At 55.7% G+C, this 17,486-nt stretch carries 8 protein-coding genes; 7 read left to right on the top strand and 1 reads right to left on the bottom strand.

The window, feature by feature from the left end; genetic code table 11:
* Window positions 1–16 precede the first annotated feature (16 nt).
* From gltX to FRY97_RS10200, 5 genes are all read left to right on the top strand, one after another.
* A complete protein-coding gene (gene gltX / locus FRY97_RS22335; RefSeq protein WP_170254578.1) occupies window positions 17–1,753 on the top strand; it encodes a glutamate--tRNA ligase in 1,737 nt (578 codons plus the stop codon).
* Between the two features lie 36 nt (window positions 1,754–1,789).
* On the top strand, window positions 1,790–1,984 hold the full coding sequence (locus tag FRY97_RS10185; RefSeq protein WP_147167420.1) for a hypothetical protein: 195 nt from the start codon (window positions 1,790–1,792) through the stop codon (window positions 1,982–1,984).
* Between the two features lie 430 nt (window positions 1,985–2,414).
* Window positions 2,415–9,590 carry a T9SS type B sorting domain-containing protein gene (locus FRY97_RS10190; RefSeq protein WP_147167421.1) on the top strand — a complete coding sequence of 2,392 codons (7,176 nt, stop codon included), beginning with the start codon at window positions 2,415–2,417 and terminating at the stop codon, window positions 9,588–9,590.
* Between the two features lie 65 nt (window positions 9,591–9,655).
* A complete protein-coding gene (locus FRY97_RS10195; RefSeq protein ID WP_147167422.1) occupies window positions 9,656–10,627 on the top strand; it encodes a PorP/SprF family type IX secretion system membrane protein in 972 nt (323 codons plus the stop codon).
* Between the two features lie 390 nt (window positions 10,628–11,017).
* The gene (locus FRY97_RS10200) at window positions 11,018–13,060 is read left to right on the top strand and encodes an OmpA family protein (RefSeq protein WP_147167423.1); all 2,043 of its coding nucleotides are present in this window, start codon (window positions 11,018–11,020) and stop codon (window positions 13,058–13,060) included.
* A gap of 90 nt (window positions 13,061–13,150) precedes the next feature.
* On the opposite strand, the gene FRY97_RS10205 is transcribed toward FRY97_RS10200, so the two are convergent.
* The gene (locus tag FRY97_RS10205) at window positions 13,151–14,746 is read right to left on the bottom strand and encodes a T9SS type A sorting domain-containing protein (RefSeq protein WP_170254579.1); all 1,596 of its coding nucleotides are present in this window, start codon (window positions 14,744–14,746) and stop codon (window positions 13,151–13,153) included.
* Between the two features lie 379 nt (window positions 14,747–15,125).
* Between FRY97_RS10205 and FRY97_RS10210 the strand changes: the two genes are divergently transcribed.
* On the top strand, window positions 15,126–16,124 hold the full coding sequence (locus tag FRY97_RS10210; RefSeq protein WP_147167427.1) for an alpha/beta hydrolase: 999 nt from the start codon (window positions 15,126–15,128) through the stop codon (window positions 16,122–16,124).
* A 51-nt stretch (window positions 16,125–16,175) separates the two neighbouring features.
* Window positions 16,176–17,480 (top strand): kynureninase, encoded by a 1,305-nt coding sequence (gene kynU / locus FRY97_RS10215; RefSeq protein ID WP_147167428.1) that lies wholly within the window; start codon window positions 16,176–16,178, stop codon window positions 17,478–17,480.
* The last annotated feature ends 6 nt before the right edge of the window (window positions 17,481–17,486 follow it).

Here is a 17,486-nt window from a genome sequence, read left to right on the forward strand (position 1 = left end):
AAAACAAACTTGATATATGAGGCTTCGTTTCGCGCCCAGCCCGACAGGTGCCCTGCACATTGGCGGCGTCCGCACTGCGCTTTACAACTACCTGCTGGCCCGTAAAGAGGGCGGAACTTTTATCCTGCGCATTGAAGACACCGATCAGTCCAGGTATGTCCCTGGAGCGGAGGCTTATATACTCGAAGCCCTGCAATGGCTCGGCATTTCTCCAGATGAGGGCCCGGGCATTGGCGGCGATTATGGCCCTTACCGGCAGTCTGAGCGCAAAAACACCTACCAGCAGTATGCACAACAGCTGCTCGAGGCTGGCCATGCTTATTATGCCTTTGATACGGCTGAAGAGCTGGAAGCTGCAAGGGAAAAAGACGCCACCTTTAAGTATGATGCCGGTGCCCGGATGCGGATGCGCAACAGCCTCAGCCTGCCGGGCAGCGAGGTAGAGGCCCTGCTGCAAAATGGCACTCCTTATGTGGTGCGCATGAAGATACCGCAGCACGAAACGATACTTATACAGGATGAAGTGCGGGGGGAAGTGGCTTTTGACAGCAACGAGCTGGACGACAAGGTCTTGGTGAAGACGGACGGTATGCCCACTTACCACCTGGCCAACATCGTGGATGACCACCTGATGGAGATCACGCATGTCATACGGGGGGAAGAATGGCTTTCCAGCACCGCCCATCACGTACTGTTGTACCGTTTTTTGGGCTGGGAAGACAGTATGCCCACATTCGCCCACCTGCCCCTCATCCTGAAGCCTGCGCCGGAGAGCTTCCTGGACAAATCCTCTACCCCAGTCCTGGCCGCCCGCCTAACAGAAGAGTTTGCCCGCAAAATGCCCGAAGCAGCGGACAGCCTCGGCGGCAAAGCTGAGCAGCTGGCCTTGCAGATCCTGCAGGACAAAAAAAACCTGGCCTCGGGCTTGAAGGTGAAAGACAAAGATGACGAGGGCAAGGCTGCTCTCAAGGCTTTTCTGAAAAGCGCGCTGTACGGCAAGCTCAGCAAGCGCGATGGCGACCGCCTTGGCTTCCCCGTATTCCCATTGTCATGGAAAGGCAGCTCAGAAGCGGAGAGCTTCATCGGCTTCCGGGAGTATGGCTTTTTGCCCGAAGCGGTCATCAACTTCCTGGCCCTGCTGGGCTGGAACCCCGGCGACGAGCAGGAGCTTTTCTCAATGGAGCAGCTGATTGCCGCTTTCTCTCTGCCCCGTATCAACAAATCGGGCAGCCGATTTAGCATTGACAAAGCCCATTGGTTCAATCAGCAGTACATCCTCAAAGCCCCTATAGAAGAGCTGGCCGGGCAAGTCGCGCCTTTGCTGAAAGCGCAAGGCCACGAGCCAGGGCAAAACTTCCTCTACGCTTTCATTGGGCTGATGCAGGAGCGGGCCACGCTGCTGACCGACTTCTGGGAAAATGGCTACTACTTCTTCGAGCCGCCAAGGGGCTACGAGGAAAAAATGGTGCAGAAACGATGGGACCCCGAACGCAGCGAACTTTTCGAGGCCCTCGTTAACAGCCTGGAAGGGCTGCCCGACTTTTCGGCCGGAGCCATCAACACCGCTACAGAGCAATTCATGGAAGCGCACGGGCTGAAGTTTGGCGAAGTGCTGCCTATGCTCCGCCTGGCCAACGCGGGCACTATGAAAGGGCCGGCTGTTTTCGAAATGATGGAACTGCTCGGGCAGGAGGAAGTCGCCAACCGTATGCGCAGGGCGTTCAAGGCATTCAACCAAATGGTGGGAGCGTAGCCGCTGCACTGCCCGAATCAATAAAATGCTGGCTATATGGCAAAGAACAATCCAAAAAAAGAGGACAGTAAAGCTGAAAAGCCCGGTGTGCACAAAGACTTGGAAGGCTTCGAGATCAAAATCAACGAGTTTGGGGAAGTGACTACCAGCTTTGATGTAGACCGTGTGAACGAATTCCTCAATAAGAACCTGGAAGACAAAAAGCTAAAAAGCCGGGACGAGGAGGAGTAATGCCATCCCGCTGGCCATTTCGCTGATTTACAACCCATTCCAGTACTGGGAATCCTAGTTTACTGGCTGGAATTTGATATTTTGCGGACATCTGTGCTTGAAGGTGCCCTGAGCGTGCCCTTCCAGGCTTTCCCAAAAACAAACAGCCCCTGCTTTGTATGCAGGCCTGTTTTTAACCACAAACCGATTGAAACATGCTGACCAAGGGTCTACAGAAGGCGCTTGAGGCCAACACAGACAACACCCCCGCAGCCGGTCATGGCTATATGCCTGCAGCCTATCACCGGTATCTGATACCATCCCCTTGCTGCCTGTCAGGACTAGGACCTGGCTTGCAGCTTTCTTTGTTGCACAAGCTAAGGCTATGGCCTTGCCTTGTGCCTGTTTGTTTACCCGCTTTGGCTGAATAGCCCCACAAATAAACGCAACGATGACGAAAACTGCACACCCGTTGATATTTCTGCACAAATGCAAGGCACTGCTCGCACTGCCGGCACTATTGCTTTGGGCCATGCCCCCTGCAGCGGCTGCTGAGGGCACAGCCTCGATGTTGAGCGCCCTCACGGTACCGCCCAACGACACTATTGTGAACGGCGTTTGTGATATACCGGCCCCCGATACCTTGCTGCTCTTCAATCCTGGCAACCCTTTGGATAGTGTATTCCTGTTCCCGCCAACCGACAGCACTTCCAGCAATGGCTTAACCGGCGTGGTAGACCCTTGTATGCAGGACACCCTCTACCGGACTTGGTCTGGCGCTTTCGCCGATATGAGCCTGGCCTCCTACACACAGCGCATCATTATCCGGCCAGACATGGCACCGCCCACGACCAACCCCGATGGGATTGTGCTCGACACCACCGTCTCCTGTGCCGTAGCCGATATGGCTTTCGATAACTGGCGGCAGTCGAGGCTTACCATCATGCGGACCAATGTCATGGATTGTAGCCCCACCCCGCTCAATATGCTTATCACCGATGATATGCCGGGCTCTTCCTATATCCCTGCTCCTTGTGATACCCTCCTCGTCACCTTTAGCCTACAGGATGTATGTGGGAACGATACCGCTTACCTGGCCCGGTTCATTACGATTGATACGGTGGCCCCGGTTTTAGCCAATGTGCCTGCCGGGCTACAGCTGGAATGCGACGAAACGGACGGCTACCTCGCCAACAATCCAAGCAGCATGGTGACAGCCACCGACGACTGTACTGCCATGCCCAATATTACCTTTGTACAAGATACTTCCTATAGCATACCTGATGTAAATGGCAACCTGGACTGCCGCCCACGGGAGTTCAATATCCGCCGGATATGGACGGTGGCCGACGACTGCGGGAACCTCTCCACGGCCATACAGATCATCGAAGTCCGCGACCGCACTGCCCCTACTTTCACCGTCCCGCCAGCTGTTTCTATTTCCTGCTCAGACGATGAGCTGGACCTCAGCATTACCGGCAATGTGACTAATGCTATGGACAATTGCGGGGACACCGTCTTGGTCTCTTTCACGGATCAGCTGTTCCCCTTTCCGGGAGAATGCTCGTACAATTACCAAATCAGGAGGCAATGGCGGGCAGAAGATGTCTGTGGGAACGCTACCGCTACCAACCAAGTGATCACTGTGCGGGACCTCGAAGCGCCTGCATTTACCGTGCCTGCCGATACCACCGTCAACTGTGGGCTGGAGAGCAGCCTGGCTGTTACCGGGGAGCCTACGATGGTAGCAGACAACTGTGCACCTCTAGATTCCCTGACGGTGGAGATTTTATCTGAAACGGTGATTGCCGGTTCTTGTGAGAACAATTTCACCATTGAACGGCAATGGCGCGTAGCAGATGTGTGCGGCAACGATAGCATACAGTTACAGCGCATTACGGTTATCGATACCATTGCGCCCACTATCAATACGCCGGCGGGCGACCTCGTTATCAATTGTATGCAAGGCATGAGCGTAGAGGATGCCTACAACGATTGGATCAGCACCAACGGCGGCGCGTTGGCGGCCGATCTGTGTGCGGTAGCCGATAGCCTTTCTTGGAGTGCCCTGCTTTCCGGCACCGGGCAGTCAGCTGTGGGCATGCCCCCTATCAACTGCCCTGCCAACAGCGATACCCTTGTCAACCTATTGGTCGATTTTGTGGTGAGCGATGGCTGTGGCAACAGCTCACAGACCACAGCTGCTTTCGTCATTATTGATGATACGCCACCTGCTTTTGAGGCGTGCCCGGCTGATGTGGTTGTTGGGACCAACTTCGGGCAATGCTCTGCCAATTTTACACTTGAGGTCCCCTTCCTTTCAGAAGCCTGTGCAGCTTCAGTCTCCAACATCAGCGTGAGCGACAATGCCGCCATCACTTCCAATGCCGCACCAGGCCAGGAAGGGAGCACACCGGTCAACCCCGTTCAGCTCACGTTTGCTGTCAGCCAGCCCTTGCCGATCAATGCGCAAGGCAACGGGCTGCTCAACCTACAGCTCACCAATGTAGATGCTGAAGGCGCCACCGAATACTTCCGGGTGATAGGAGAAGATGGCACGCTGATTGGCCGCAGTGGGCGTTCTGGGGTGCAATGCGGCAATGCCGACACCGTGCTCACTGTGCCTAAGCCCCTGCTCGATCTTTGGGCAGTGGACGGGGTCATCAACATCACCCTCGAGCCAAATATCCCTCCGACCAACCCCGGCAGCTTTGCCATCAACGATATTTGTGAGCCCAATGGCAGCACAGTGAATGCTACCCTGTCCTTTCAGGCTGCCAACCTCGATGGGCTGCGATACGAGTATAAGGTGAACGGGGGCAGCCGGAACGTCGTGGCCCCTATTGCGCCGGTGACGGTCACCCTGCCCATCGGGCCGAATCAGATCACCTATTACGCTACAGATTGTGCTGGGAACGTGGACAGTTGTTCCTATCAAGTGCTGGTTGAAGACCAGGAAGCGCCGCAGCTCGCCTGCCCTGCAGACATCGCCGTGCCGCTGGATACAGGGGAGTGCTCTGCAGTAGTGACGCTGCCACTGCCTGCTTCTGCTACAGACAACTGTGGGCTAGAACAACCATTTACACAAACCCTGCCCGGCGATACAGCGAGCGCATGGCTCAACTTTACTTTCGACCCCAACCTCAACGACTATCTGGCCAGCTCCAAAAGCTACTCCTTCAGCGGGGTAGCTGCCAACGCAGTGGGGAATGTGGCTCTATCGCTAGACCTCAGAGGGGACTTCAGCACTGCCGGGGCTTTCTTCAACATCCTGAGCGAAACCGGGGATACTCTCAGCAGTACGCCTATTGGAGCAGCCTCCTGCGCAGCGCCCGGGCAATTCACCCTGAGCATCCCGGCTGCCAGCTTCAACGAATGGGCCGCAGATGGGGAAGTCTCCTTTACCTTGGAGCCCAATACCATCCTGGTGCCGCCGGGCATGCCAGGAGACGGCATCAACCCCTGCAGCCCGGGGGCAGTCAGTATGGACGGACAGCCGGACAGCCTCAGCTATGCGTTCATGAGCCTGACCTATCAGCAGGTGACGCCTTTTTACTATGCAGAAGGGGCTACCGATCTGCCCTATACTCAGATGCCGCTGCCAGGCTTGGCTCCGGAGCACGAGTTCAGTGTCGGGGCCACTACGGTTTACTATGTGATTGAAGATGCCGTGGGCAACCTCGACACTTGCAGCTTCCAAGTGGAAGTGCTGGACAACGAGCCGCCCGTCGCGCTGTGCAATGCTACTTTTGTCGACATCAACCCTTCCGGCCTCGATGTGGATACCGTCAGCGTAGCGCAGTTTGATGCTGGCAGCTACGATAATTGCGCCATAGACACCATGTTCCTTTCTCCCAATACCTTTACCTGCGATCAGGCAGAAACGACCATTATGGCTACGCTCACAGTTATAGATGTTGCTGGAAACACCTCTACCTGTACCCGCCCTATTAGGATTGAAGCAGAGAAGCCTATGCCAACCTACACCTCAGGCATCTGCGGTGGGGATACCCTTTATCTGTTTGCCAACCCGCCTGCAGCAGAGGGCGGCATCGTGTATTCTTACGAATGGAGGGGCCCCAACGGGCAGCTCGTTTCTACTTTGGAAAACCCCATACTCCCTAATGTAGACCAAGATGATGCCGGTGCCTACGTATTGAGCATAGAAGGGATTACCGGGTGTATTGCAGAGGAAGTAGTAAATGTGGACGTTACCGGGCAGCCGTTGGCCGCTACCGTACTGGCAGCTGGGCAGCAGTGTGCTGAAGACCCTATCGTGCTGAACTCCTCGGTGGTTTTAAACAATGCAACTTACTTCTGGTACGAAGGGCAAGCCCCGAATGGCAGCCTTGTGGGCACGACCAACGAGGCCATGATTGCCATTCCGCCATCGAACCCGGGCAGCAGTATCATCCGTTTCTTTTACGTAGTGATAGAAGCCAACGGCTGCCTGTCAGAGCCTTCGCCGGCTAAAGCCGTACAGGTGACCCCGCGCCCACAAGCTTTTGTGGATTTTGCAAATACTACCGTCTGTGAGGGGGGGGCGGTATCCTTGGGCTCGCCTGTTGCCGGCCCGGGCATTTCCTATCAGTGGACCGGGCCCGATGGTTTTTCCTCTGCACTCCAATACCCACCGGTCATTTCCCCTATCGGGCTTGAGGATTCCGGCCCCTATCAGCTGACGGTTACCCGCAACGGTTGTGCTTCCAACCCTGCGGCTTCCATCATCAACGTACTGCCCAAGCCCAACCGGCCTAGCCTGGCGGTCGAGGACAATCAGCTGTGCGAGGGAGAAACCCTTGTTTTGCGGGCAGAGCCTGCCGGAGCGGCATCCTACACTTGGACAGCGCCCGACCTGAGCACCATCACTACCCCTGTCAACAGCCTTACCATAACGGATGCCGATAATGGCTTTTCAGGGGTGTGGACGGTACAGTCCACACAATTTGGCTGCGATTCGGATATGTCCTTTGGGCTGAACGTCGCCATCAATACACAGCCTGTGGCTATGGTCAGTACCAATATCGCTCCCGAAGACCCGCTCTGCGAGCGGTCTTCTCTTGAGCTGTACAGCGCTCCCAACCTGCCGGGTGCCAGCTATATGTGGACCGGCCCCAACGGCTATACTTCTGTTGCCCAGAACCCGGTGCTCAATCAGGTAGGCCCTGGCCGTACGGGCACCTATACCCTGAGGGTGACTACCGCCCAAGGGTGTACGGATACGTCGAGCGTAGATGTCCAGGTCGTCGAGGCTATTGATATCATCGGCGTGAGCAATAACGCCACCGAGTGCCTTTATGGAGAAACCGATGTGGTGCTAGAGGCCACTGTATTCCCTATAGACAATGGCTCCTACAGCTATCTTTGGTCGGGCCCTGGCTTCAATTCTACGAACGCTGTGGCCACCATACCCGATGTGACAGGCATTCAAAATGGCTTCACCTACTCGTTGACGGTATTTACCCCTGAAGGCTGCCCTTCTTTGCCGGCTTCAACCACTTTGCAGGTTAAAGATGCCCCGGGCCGGCTGCCCTCTCCGGTAGCCACGGGCTCGAGCTACACTTTCTGCGAGGGGGAGCCCCTCGAGTTGAGCACTGCTTTCATCCCAAATGCTACCTATTTTTGGATTACCCCAGCCGGTACCATAAATACTGGGCCAGACCCTGTGCTCAATGTCGACAACCTAACGGTAAACGATGCCGGCGGGTACCAAGTCTACATTGCTGTAAACGGCTGCTCTTCCATCCCTTCTCCAGTGCGCAATGTGACCGTCAACGCTGCGCCCAGCGTGGAAGCATCGAGCAACAGCCCGGTCTGTGAAGGCACTCAGCTGCAGCTGTTTGCGAACGGCTCAGCAGGGGCTACCTATGCTTGGTCCGGGCCGTTCACTTCTGCTATGCAAAACCCTGCAGTGCCTAGCGCAGACCCCTTGCTGCACAGCGGTACTTACCAGGTTGTTGCTTCCCGCAATGGGTGCGAATCAGCCCCGGCTAGCGTTGAGGTCATCGTTAATGAAACCCTTCCTGCTCCAGCTTTGCTGGAGGCCAACAGCCCGATATGTATCGATGCGCCGGGCGCTACCGCTGCTGTATCCGTGCCCAATGGCAGCACGGGCACTGGCATCTCTTACATTTGGTATAATTTTGGGGTGCCTGTAGATACGACCGTGACCCCCAACCTATTGTTCAATGATTTTGGCAGCGCTGGGAGCCTCAATATAGATGTAGAAGCCGTTTTGGGCGATTGTATTTCGGACCCTTCGCCTACTATTGTCATCATGCTGGATACCATTCCGGAAGAAACGGCATTTGCAGGTATGGACACCACAGCTTGCCAAGGCGCTACCATTTCGCTGAATGCAGCTGCCCCTGCCCAAAGCAGCGGAAGGTGGTCTTTGCTCAATACGACAGGCAATGTGCCCAATATCGAAATGCCAACTGTACCGGGCACTTCAGTGAGCGGGCTTGAGGGGAATACGGCTTATGCGCTGTTGTGGGCCCTTTCTAATGGCGCTTGCGAAAACTTCAGTATGGACACGCTTATACTGAGCATAGCGGTCCCTGCCCCGGCTATTGCCGGCATGGATACGCTGATCTGCCCGGGCAGCCTGCTCAACCTGAATGCCGTTGCACCGGGAGAGGGCGAAGGTGAGTGGTCTCAGACACCCGTGCAGGAAGACTTCAATATTTTTATTGACAACCCTGCCGACCCACAGACCTCCATATCTGGTGCAGGGCTTCTTCCGGGCAATACTTATGCCTTTCTCTGGACCGTGGTCAGCGAGTGCGGAGTAGACAGCAGCCAAGTGCTCGTCAGCATAGCAGATAATGACCCTTTCGCTGGTTTTGACCAAATTGTGTGTGACGACGAGGGCCTGGCCTTGCTAGCTGCCGGTGAGCCTGCATTCGGGAGTACGGGCCGGTGGTCTTCGCCCGATCCGGGCCTGGTATTTACCAACCGGAACAATACCGATACGGAAGTACTGAACCTGGCTGTAGGCGACAACCTCATCGTATGGACCCTGGATCAGGGGCTGTGCGGGCCAGATTCGCGTGATACCTTGGTGATTGATTATCAGACACCCCCCGTTGCACAGGATGACGCGCGTACGATTGCATTTGCTATTGAGTCGTTTACCAACGTGCTGCTCAATGATATGGTGCCGGAGGGTGCTACAGTGGAAATTGCGGTAGCCCCGGCCAATGGCACAGCCCGGGTACTGGCTGACAATCAGATCGCCTATACGCCTGCCCCTGACTTCGCAGGGACAGATCAGCTCGTTTACAGGGTGTGCCGGGAAGGGTGTGCCTGTGACGAAGCCGTCCTGCGGCTTACGGTTGGCGAAGGGCTAGTCTGTGAGGCGCCCAATGTCATCACCCCCAACGGGGACGGGGTCAATGATGCCTTCATTATCCCCTGCCTTTTGGAAGGCAATGAATTCCCGAATAGCCGGTTATCGGTATTCAACCGTTGGGGCGACGAGGTGTACAACTCTCCTGTCCCTTACCCCAACAATTGGAGCGGGACTTTCAATGGGGAGGACCTCCCGGTAGATACCTATTTTTATATACTCGACTTGGGCGACGGCTCGCAGCCGATGAGCGGTTATCTGCTGATACAACGTTAAAAACCGGCCATCAATAAATACAGCAGCCCGGTGCTAAGTGCCGGGCTGTAACAACTGCTATCCCTATGAAAAACTACTATCTGCACCTGATGCTATTTGGAGCTTTGCTGATGGCTGCTCAAGTGGCCTTCGCCCAACAGGAAGACCATTTTACCCAATTTATGCACTACAAATTGGGCTTCAACCCTGCCTATGCCGGCTCCACGGGCAATACCCGGATCACTGCCATGGGGCGGCAGCAGTGGATTGGGCTCGAAGGGGCGCCACAAGCACAGCTGCTTACTTTCAATGCGGCCCCACTGCCCAGCCTTGGGGTAGGGGCCAGCCTGATCCGCAGTTCCGTGGGCATCATCGATCGTTATACGCTGGAGGGCAACTATGCCTACCGCTTCCGGCTGGGCAATGGCTACTTCGGCATTGGGCTTGCAGCTTCTATCCGCTTGCTCCAGGCCAATTATGACGAGCTGAGGGCCAACCAGCCTATAGAGACAGACGAAGCCCTGCCCATGGGCATACAGAGCCGTACGGTGCCCAATTTCGGGTTTGGCCTTTACTACAATACCAACAACTTTTACGCAGGGGTGTCTTCACCCCGCCTTATCCGGAGCAGTATCGACCTGGCCAATACAGGGGGCACTACCATTTCCAGAGAAGACATTCATATTTATGCCATGACCGGCTTTACGGTTAAGCTGGTAGACGATGATGTCCTCCTACAGCCCAATGTCCTGATGAAGTATGTGAAAGGCGCTCCTTTTGACGCCGATTTCAACCTCATGTTCACCTTTTTTGAGAATTACTCCTTGGGCGCTTCTTACCGCTTGGGCGGCAACAAAGCTAATAGTATAGGTGAGTCCGTATCAGGCTTGTTGTCGGCTAAGATTGCAGACCGGATGATGTTCGGGCTGTCTTATGACTTTACCTTGTCCGACCTTAGGGATTACAACGACGGAAGCGCTGAGCTTTTCCTGCATTACTTTTTTGGGAATACCTCCACGGCTTCCAAGTATGACAGCCCTCGTTTTTTTGGGAACTGATGCCAAAAGCAGCACAGCCCTTACAGAAGGCAGCCTAGGGATATGCAGGGCGCAACAGATTGTCGTCTTTTTGGCCTGCCTTTGCCATAAGGAGGGGCCTGCACCTGCCATCGGGCAGGTGCCGCTATGCTACGGGGCTCGCTATCCGCTCGGCCCCTCGCCCTACAGGCGTCGGGTCTGGCCTTTGGCCACCCCTTCGCAGCGCTAGGCCAATGCCAGGCTAAAGCCCGAAAAGCGTGAACGCCTGTGACAATTTTGGTTTACGACCATATGCCAGAGCTGCCTTTTGTGTAGGCAGGCTCCACATTTTTGTTGAATTATCTTTAATTTGGCATACGAGTGCAAGGTAAGCAAGCCTGAGGCATTCCATTAATCAGCAGACGACCACATATGAGATTACTATACCTCTTGGCAGGCCTGTGCTTATCTATGAGTTTGATGGGGCAGCGAGGGCGGCGGGCAGAGCTCCGGGCGGCGGAGTCCCTCAATGCCTCTGTTGAGGTCATGAATGCACAACGGCTCAACTCCAAGACTTCTGAGTTTGCGCCAGCTTACTATGGAAGAGGCTTGGTCTTTGTTTCGGCAAGGCATATGGCAGGGCCCAAAGACCCGGCTACGAAGCTCCCTTTCTACGACCTCTACTATTCAGCATTCGACGCCAACGGCAACCCGCTCCGGCCGGTCAACTTTTCGCTCAACCTCAACTCCGACACTCACGAAGGGCCAGTAGCTTTTGACAACAATACCAATAAGATATACTTTACCCGCAGCAATATTGACCACACCACCGGCAAAGCCGAGGATGGGGGGCGGGTGAGGCTCAAAATTTATGAGGCTACCTTCGGTGGGCTTGACTGGGAAGACATCCGAGAGCTCCCGTTTAATGGAGACGACTACTCCACCCTACACCCGGCCTTGTCTAGCGATGGGCGGCTGCTCTTTTTTGCTTCCGACCGGGAAGGCGGCAATGGCGGTTTTGATATTTACCTCTCTATACGGGATGGCAATGGCTGGTCGGAGCCCTACAACCTCGGCAACAAGGTCAATTCAAGTGATGATGAGCTATTCCCTTTCTACCACGACAGCGGTACCCTCTTCTTTGCCTCCAACCGCAAAAATGGTTATGGGGGGGCTGATATCTTCATGATGGAGCGCAACGAAGAGAACGGCTGGAAGGACCCCGTCAATATCGGCAAGCCATTCAACAGCGCGGACAACGATTTTGGGCTCATCCTCAACCCGGAGGGCAATGCGGGCTTCTTTACCTCCAACCGGCCTGGGGGGAAAGGCGATGACGATATCTACGCTTTTTTTGCCCCTGACGGCATTCAGGGGATCACTTTCCCGGATCTGCTCACCACTACTTTTGAAGTGTACAATATCAACAGCAGAGCCCCGATCTCTAATGCGGCCATTCAGATTTATGAGCTGGCAACCGGGGCGGACGGCCAAGAGGAGCTCCTGCCGCTCCAATGGCAGCTGGAAGCCCCTGACACAGAGGACGATGAGCCCGCAGTGGCCCAGGGCTCAGGCAGTGCCCTTTCAGCGCCTAACGAACTGACCAACCGGGAGGGAAAGGCCTACATATTGCTCGATGTCAATAAGTCCTACCGCATTTCCATCTCCCGAAGGGGGTACCGGACGATTGAACAGGATTACCGCCCCCGGGAGAATACTTACAACCGGCCTGTTGAAATCCCAATGGACCGCAACGACTGTATGACAGTGGATGGCTTTGTAACGTACAACAACGGCAACCGGCCTGCAGGAGGGGCGACTATCCTCATTACCAACCGGCAGACCAACCGCATGAAGACCCTCAGCTCGGATATGAGCGGCAAGTTTACCGACTGCCTGGAAAACGGATATGACTATCACATCTTGGCTGAGCAGGTTGGGTACTTGCCGTATGAAACGGAAATCAGCACCAAGAACAACCGCAGCAGCTACTCCAAGGGGGTTATCCTCAAGTTGGCAGCTGCTCCAGAAGGGCAGGATGGCAATCAGGCCCGCTCCTCTACCCCTGCAACTACTGGAAACGAGCAGCCCTTGTTCCCGCTGCCGATACGCCCAGGGCAGGAAGCTGTGCTCAGCGGCCTGGCCTTCAGCTACGGCTCCGCTATAATCGACTTGGAAAGCACAGCCGCTTTGGAGCAGCTGGCCCGCCTTATGCTGCAATACCCCAAAATGGAGGTCGATATCACTGTACATACCGACTGCCAGGGCACACGAGATTACAACCTCCGCCTTTCACAGGAAAGGGGGCTGGCCATTCAGGCCTACCTGGCAGGCAAAGGGGTGGCTGAAGGCCGGGTCAAAACCATTGGGAAAGGGGAAAGCCAGCGGCTCATCGATTGCCCTTGCGAATCTTGTAGCGCAGAGGAGCAACGCCAAAACCGCCGGGTGGAAGTGTTCATTACCCGGGCCAATTAGAGGGTGTTGGGACTTTAGTAATCGGTCTATCCCGCTAGACAGCGGGACACTTTTTCGCTTATACTTCGCCCCGAAAGTCCCAACACGCTCTTAGTGGACGACCAAGGGCAGCACCCGCTGCGATTGGCCTGCGCTCAGGTGCAAGAGGTAAGCCCCAGCAGGAAGCTGAGCGGTGTCTATCCATTCTTCATACTGGCCAGGCAGCTGTAGCCCCAAACCTTTCTGACGGATGATCTGGCCATTCATATCTGCTATCGTCACGTTTACCTGCAAAGGGCTCGATAGCCGATAAGACAGCGCCACCTGTCCTGAAGCAGGATTGGGAGACAGGCTCAGTTCAGCAATCCCTGAGGGCTGGTTGACTTCCTCTGCTGCGGATACGCTTTCAGCCTTTAGGTATACGCTGAACAAAGTGCCGGAGGGCGCACTCTGAGTGCCATTGTTTACAAAAAATATGTTTTCGCTGCTGCTCTCAATGCCACCGACCAGGTAGCCGATGAAGAGGCTGTCGCCCGCAGCAGGGTAGCTCATTTGCTGTACCTCGGGCCAGCCGCTATAGCCATTGCCTACCGGTATAAACTCTGAACCAGCTCCAAGCAGTGCAGGCAGCTCTCCCACTTTATACTCCGACATGGTGCCGTCGCTGTAGCGGGTAACTGCACCTATGGTAGGGACAAAAGGCACCTGATCATCTTGCCGCAAATCGCCTTCCGGGGTGAAATAATATTGGCTCATGCCCCCAAAAAACAAGGTGTGCATTTCGCCTGTTGCCGGGTCGTATAATGGGGCAGTGCCACAGTGGTAATGATTTAGGAACTGCTCAAAATCATTGTTGACAGTATAGCCTTCCGCTGTGATGTCTACGCTGTTCAGGAAAGGCAGGTCAGCAGCATGCTGGAAAACACCAGAAAAAGCGGTGAAGCCATGTATGCCCCCGGGGAAGACCTGCGGCACTAGGTTGTAGTCCCGGCGGTGGAGGTTCATCTCGTCCGTCCAAGCTTCATAAAACCCGATGGCAGGGGAGCCCTCCATGTCCAGGGTGAAGCGGCGCACTTGATTGGTATACTCCTGTACAAAGGAAGGCCCGTTGTGAGGGTTGTACCTTCCGGTAAATTTATGCCCGCCCACCAGGTAAAAGGTATCCTGCAGGTGGTGGAGGTAACCACCGGTGACCGCCATCCGGGCATCAGGGGCAAACTCAAATGCAGCGGCCAAATCACCGTCATTGATCACGGCATTGATGAGGGTTGGCACATCGGCTACCGTCAGGAGGGCGTGCGTAATATGGTCCCCTACGCTTTCGCTGTACCCATAGCCGCCAGTAATGACAAGCTGCTCGCCAGACTGATGAAACTGCATATTGGTCGACTGCAGCTGCTCCTGCAGCGCTTCAGGAAGGCCGGAAAGGGCTGTGCTCCAATACGCTCCAGACGCTGGCTGTAAGACGTGGATTGTGGCGTTATTGCCTGCTGCCGCAAAAGAAGCAAAAGGCTGCCGCTGATGCAGCCCATCTTTGCGGCCGCCCAATAGCACTATGTAGCCGTTGTGTGTAGCAGAGACAAAGGATTGTACCCCCTCGAAGCCGGGGATGGAAAAAGGGCTTACGCCAACTGAGAAAGCAGGCTGTGCCTGAGCTAGCAAGGGGAATGCCAAGGCAAACAAGAGCGCGAATAAGCTTCTGAACATGGTTCTCGTTTTTTCAGTGCGCACCCCAATGAGGTGTGCTGTATTAACAGATGGAAGGGTAAAATGGGCGTAAACTAAAATGCCGCAGGTGTTTATGTTTCCGGGCTTTATAGCCTGGCATTGGCCTAGCGCTGCGCAGGGGTGGCCAAAGGCCAGGCCCGACGCCTGTAGGGCGAGGGGCCGAGCGGACAGCGAGCCCCGTAGCATAGCGGCACCTGCCCTTTGGCAGGGGCAGGCCCCCTCCTTGCGGCAGGGGCAGGCCCTAAAAAAATGGCAATCTGGCCTACGCCCGGTAAACCTAGCACACATTTCCGCTTTCTAGCGTGACCAAAGTCATATAAGCACTAGTTTTTAACTTACCTTTAACGGAAAAAGCGAGGTGAAGAAAGCACAGTTATCTCTGGCAGTGGTTGTTGTGGGCCTGATGGTGGGGTACCTGCTTGGCCCCAAGCCAGCACCCCCTGTACTGCAAGTCAGGCTCCCTGAGCTAGACAGCAGCTTGCAGGCATTAGCAGACAGCATTGCGCGGGCAGAAAGCGAGGTTCTTGATCTCAAGCCTGACAATGAAGCCCGCATTATCTGGGCCGATAGCATGCACCGGCCCACGCCATGGTCGGTAGTCTACCTTCCTGGGTTCACAGCCACTTATATGGAGGGCGAGCCTACCCACCGGGAGTTTGCACAGCGGTACGGGTGCAACTTGTACGTCGCTCGTTGGCCCGGCCACGGGCTTGATGTCCCTGACAAACTGCTCCACTATCACCCGGATTCTGTTTTGGCTACAGCCGCCCACGCGATTGCCGTGGGGAAACGCTTGGGCGAAAAAGTATTGGTCATGAGCACTTCCACTGGGGGCACCCTATCCCTTTTTCTGGCCGCCCACGCTCCTGAGGCGGTAGACGCGCTCATTGCATTCTCCCCCAACATCGCGATCAAGTCGGGCAGTGCCAGCTTGCTGACCAAGCCCTGGGGGCTACAGATTGCCCGGCAAATGATGGGCAGCAAAAACCGGTCTTTTGAAGCTGACGAGGAGTTCAAAAAATACTGGTACAACAGCTACCGGCTGGAAGGGCTTGTGCAGCTGCAGAACCTGGTAGAACATACCATGTTGCCTGAGACCTTCGCTGGGGTCCGGCAGCCGCTATTCTTGGGGTACTATTACAAAAACGAGGAGGAACAGGATGAGGTCGTATCTGTGCCTGCTATGTTGCAGATGTATGAGCAGATCAGCACCCCCGGCCCTCTTAAGCGGAAGGCCGCCTTTGCCAACGTTGCCAATCACGCATTAGCCTCCTACGTTGGTTCAGCCGATTTGCCAGCCGTTCAAAATGCGATCAACGACTTTGCAGAGGGCGTGCTAGGGTGGGCGCCTCAGTAGCGGGCTGTAGCCCACTACTCTACGGTTGTTTTTTTATCTTTACAAGAAAAAATGCCCACGGCCATTACCGGCTTAGAAGCCGCCCGTCAGCTAGACGAGCAGGACCCCCTGCGCCACTTCCGCGATCAGTTTTACATCCCTCAGCACGAAGGGAGGGACAGCCTTTACCTTTGCGGCAACTCCTTAGGCCTGCAGCCCAAGTCTGCAGAGCCCGCGCTACTGCATGAGCTGGAACATTGGAGGGCACACGGTGTAGAAGGGCACTTCCGCGGGGAGATGCCTTGGATGGACTACCATAAGTTTTTGTTGGCACAATCGGCCCACGTGGTCGGCGCAAAGCCCGAAGAGGTCGTGGTCATGAATACACTGACCACCAACCTCCACCTGATGATGGTGAGTTTTTACCGCCCTACGGCTCAACGGTACAAGATCATTATGGAGGCAGGGGCATTCCCTTCGGATCAGTATGCGGTAGAGAGCCAAGTGAAGTGGCATGGCTACAGCCCGGCCGAAGCCATAGTAGAAGTGAAGCCCCGCCCGGGCGAGGACACCCTTCGCACGGCCGATATCCTGGAGGCGATAGATGAGCACGGGGCAGCAACCGCATTGGTTTTGTTCGGCGGTGTCAATTATTTCACGGGGCAGTTGTTTGATATGGCGGCGATTACGGGAGCCGCCCACCGGGTAGGAGCCTATGCAGGCTTTGACTTGGCTCACGCAGCGGGCAATGCCCCTTTGGCGCTGCACGACTGGGGCGCCGATTTTGCGGTTTGGTGCAGTTATAAATACCTCAACTCCGGGCCCGGCGGGCCAAGCGGGGCTTTTGTGCACGAGCGCCACGGCCGGTCCCCTGAGCTGCCCCGGTTCGCAGGGTGGTGGGGCCACGATGAGGGTGAGCGCTTTTTGATGCGCAAGGGGTTCAGCCCTATGCCGGGAGCTGCCGGCTGGCAGCTGAGCAATGCCCAAATCTTTAGCTTTGCGGTACATAAAGCGAGCCTGGATATTTTTCAGCAAGCCACTATGCCGGCTTTAAGGGCGAAAAGCGAAAAGCTTACCGCCTTCCTCCTTCAGGAGCTTGCCGCTTTGCCCGGCAGTGCAGCCCGATTCCGGGTCATCACTCCGGCTGCCGCAGCGAGCCGTGGCTGTCAGGTCTCTATTTATACGGAGAAGGAGGGCAGGGCCCTGTACGACTACCTTGGGCAGAAGGGCGTAGTCTGTGACTGGCGGGAAGACAACCTCTCTGGCCGGGGCTTGGAAGCAGGGCAAGCCGGTGTGATAAGGGTCGCCCCCGTCCCGCTGTACAACACGTTCGAAGAGGTACACCGGTTTGTAACTTTGCTGGGCCAAGCGGGATAGGGGGGC

It is taken from the genome of Phaeodactylibacter luteus (assembly GCF_007993045.1).
GTDB classification, from domain to species: Bacteria; Bacteroidota; Bacteroidia; order Chitinophagales; family Saprospiraceae; genus Phaeodactylibacter; species Phaeodactylibacter luteus.

Excerpts from the sequence above, each read along its gene's own strand:
- gltX (WP_170254578.1), top strand. The coding sequence starts at position 17 with ATGAGGCTTCGTTTCGCGCCCAGCCCGACAGGTGCCCTGCACATTGGC.
- FRY97_RS10195 (WP_147167422.1), top strand. The coding sequence starts at position 9,656 with ATGAAAAACTACTATCTGCACCTGATGCTATTTGGAGCTTTGCTGATG.
- FRY97_RS10185 (WP_147167420.1), top strand. The coding sequence starts at position 1,790 with ATGGCAAAGAACAATCCAAAAAAAGAGGACAGTAAAGCTGAAAAGCCC.
- FRY97_RS10190 (WP_147167421.1), top strand. The coding sequence starts at position 2,415 with ATGACGAAAACTGCACACCCGTTGATATTTCTGCACAAATGCAAGGCA.
- kynU (WP_147167428.1), top strand. The coding sequence starts at position 16,176 with ATGCCCACGGCCATTACCGGCTTAGAAGCCGCCCGTCAGCTAGACGAG.
- FRY97_RS10200 (WP_147167423.1), top strand. The coding sequence starts at position 11,018 with ATGAGATTACTATACCTCTTGGCAGGCCTGTGCTTATCTATGAGTTTG.
- FRY97_RS10205 (WP_170254579.1), bottom strand. The coding sequence starts at position 14,746 with ATGTTCAGAAGCTTATTCGCGCTCTTGTTTGCCTTGGCATTCCCCTTG.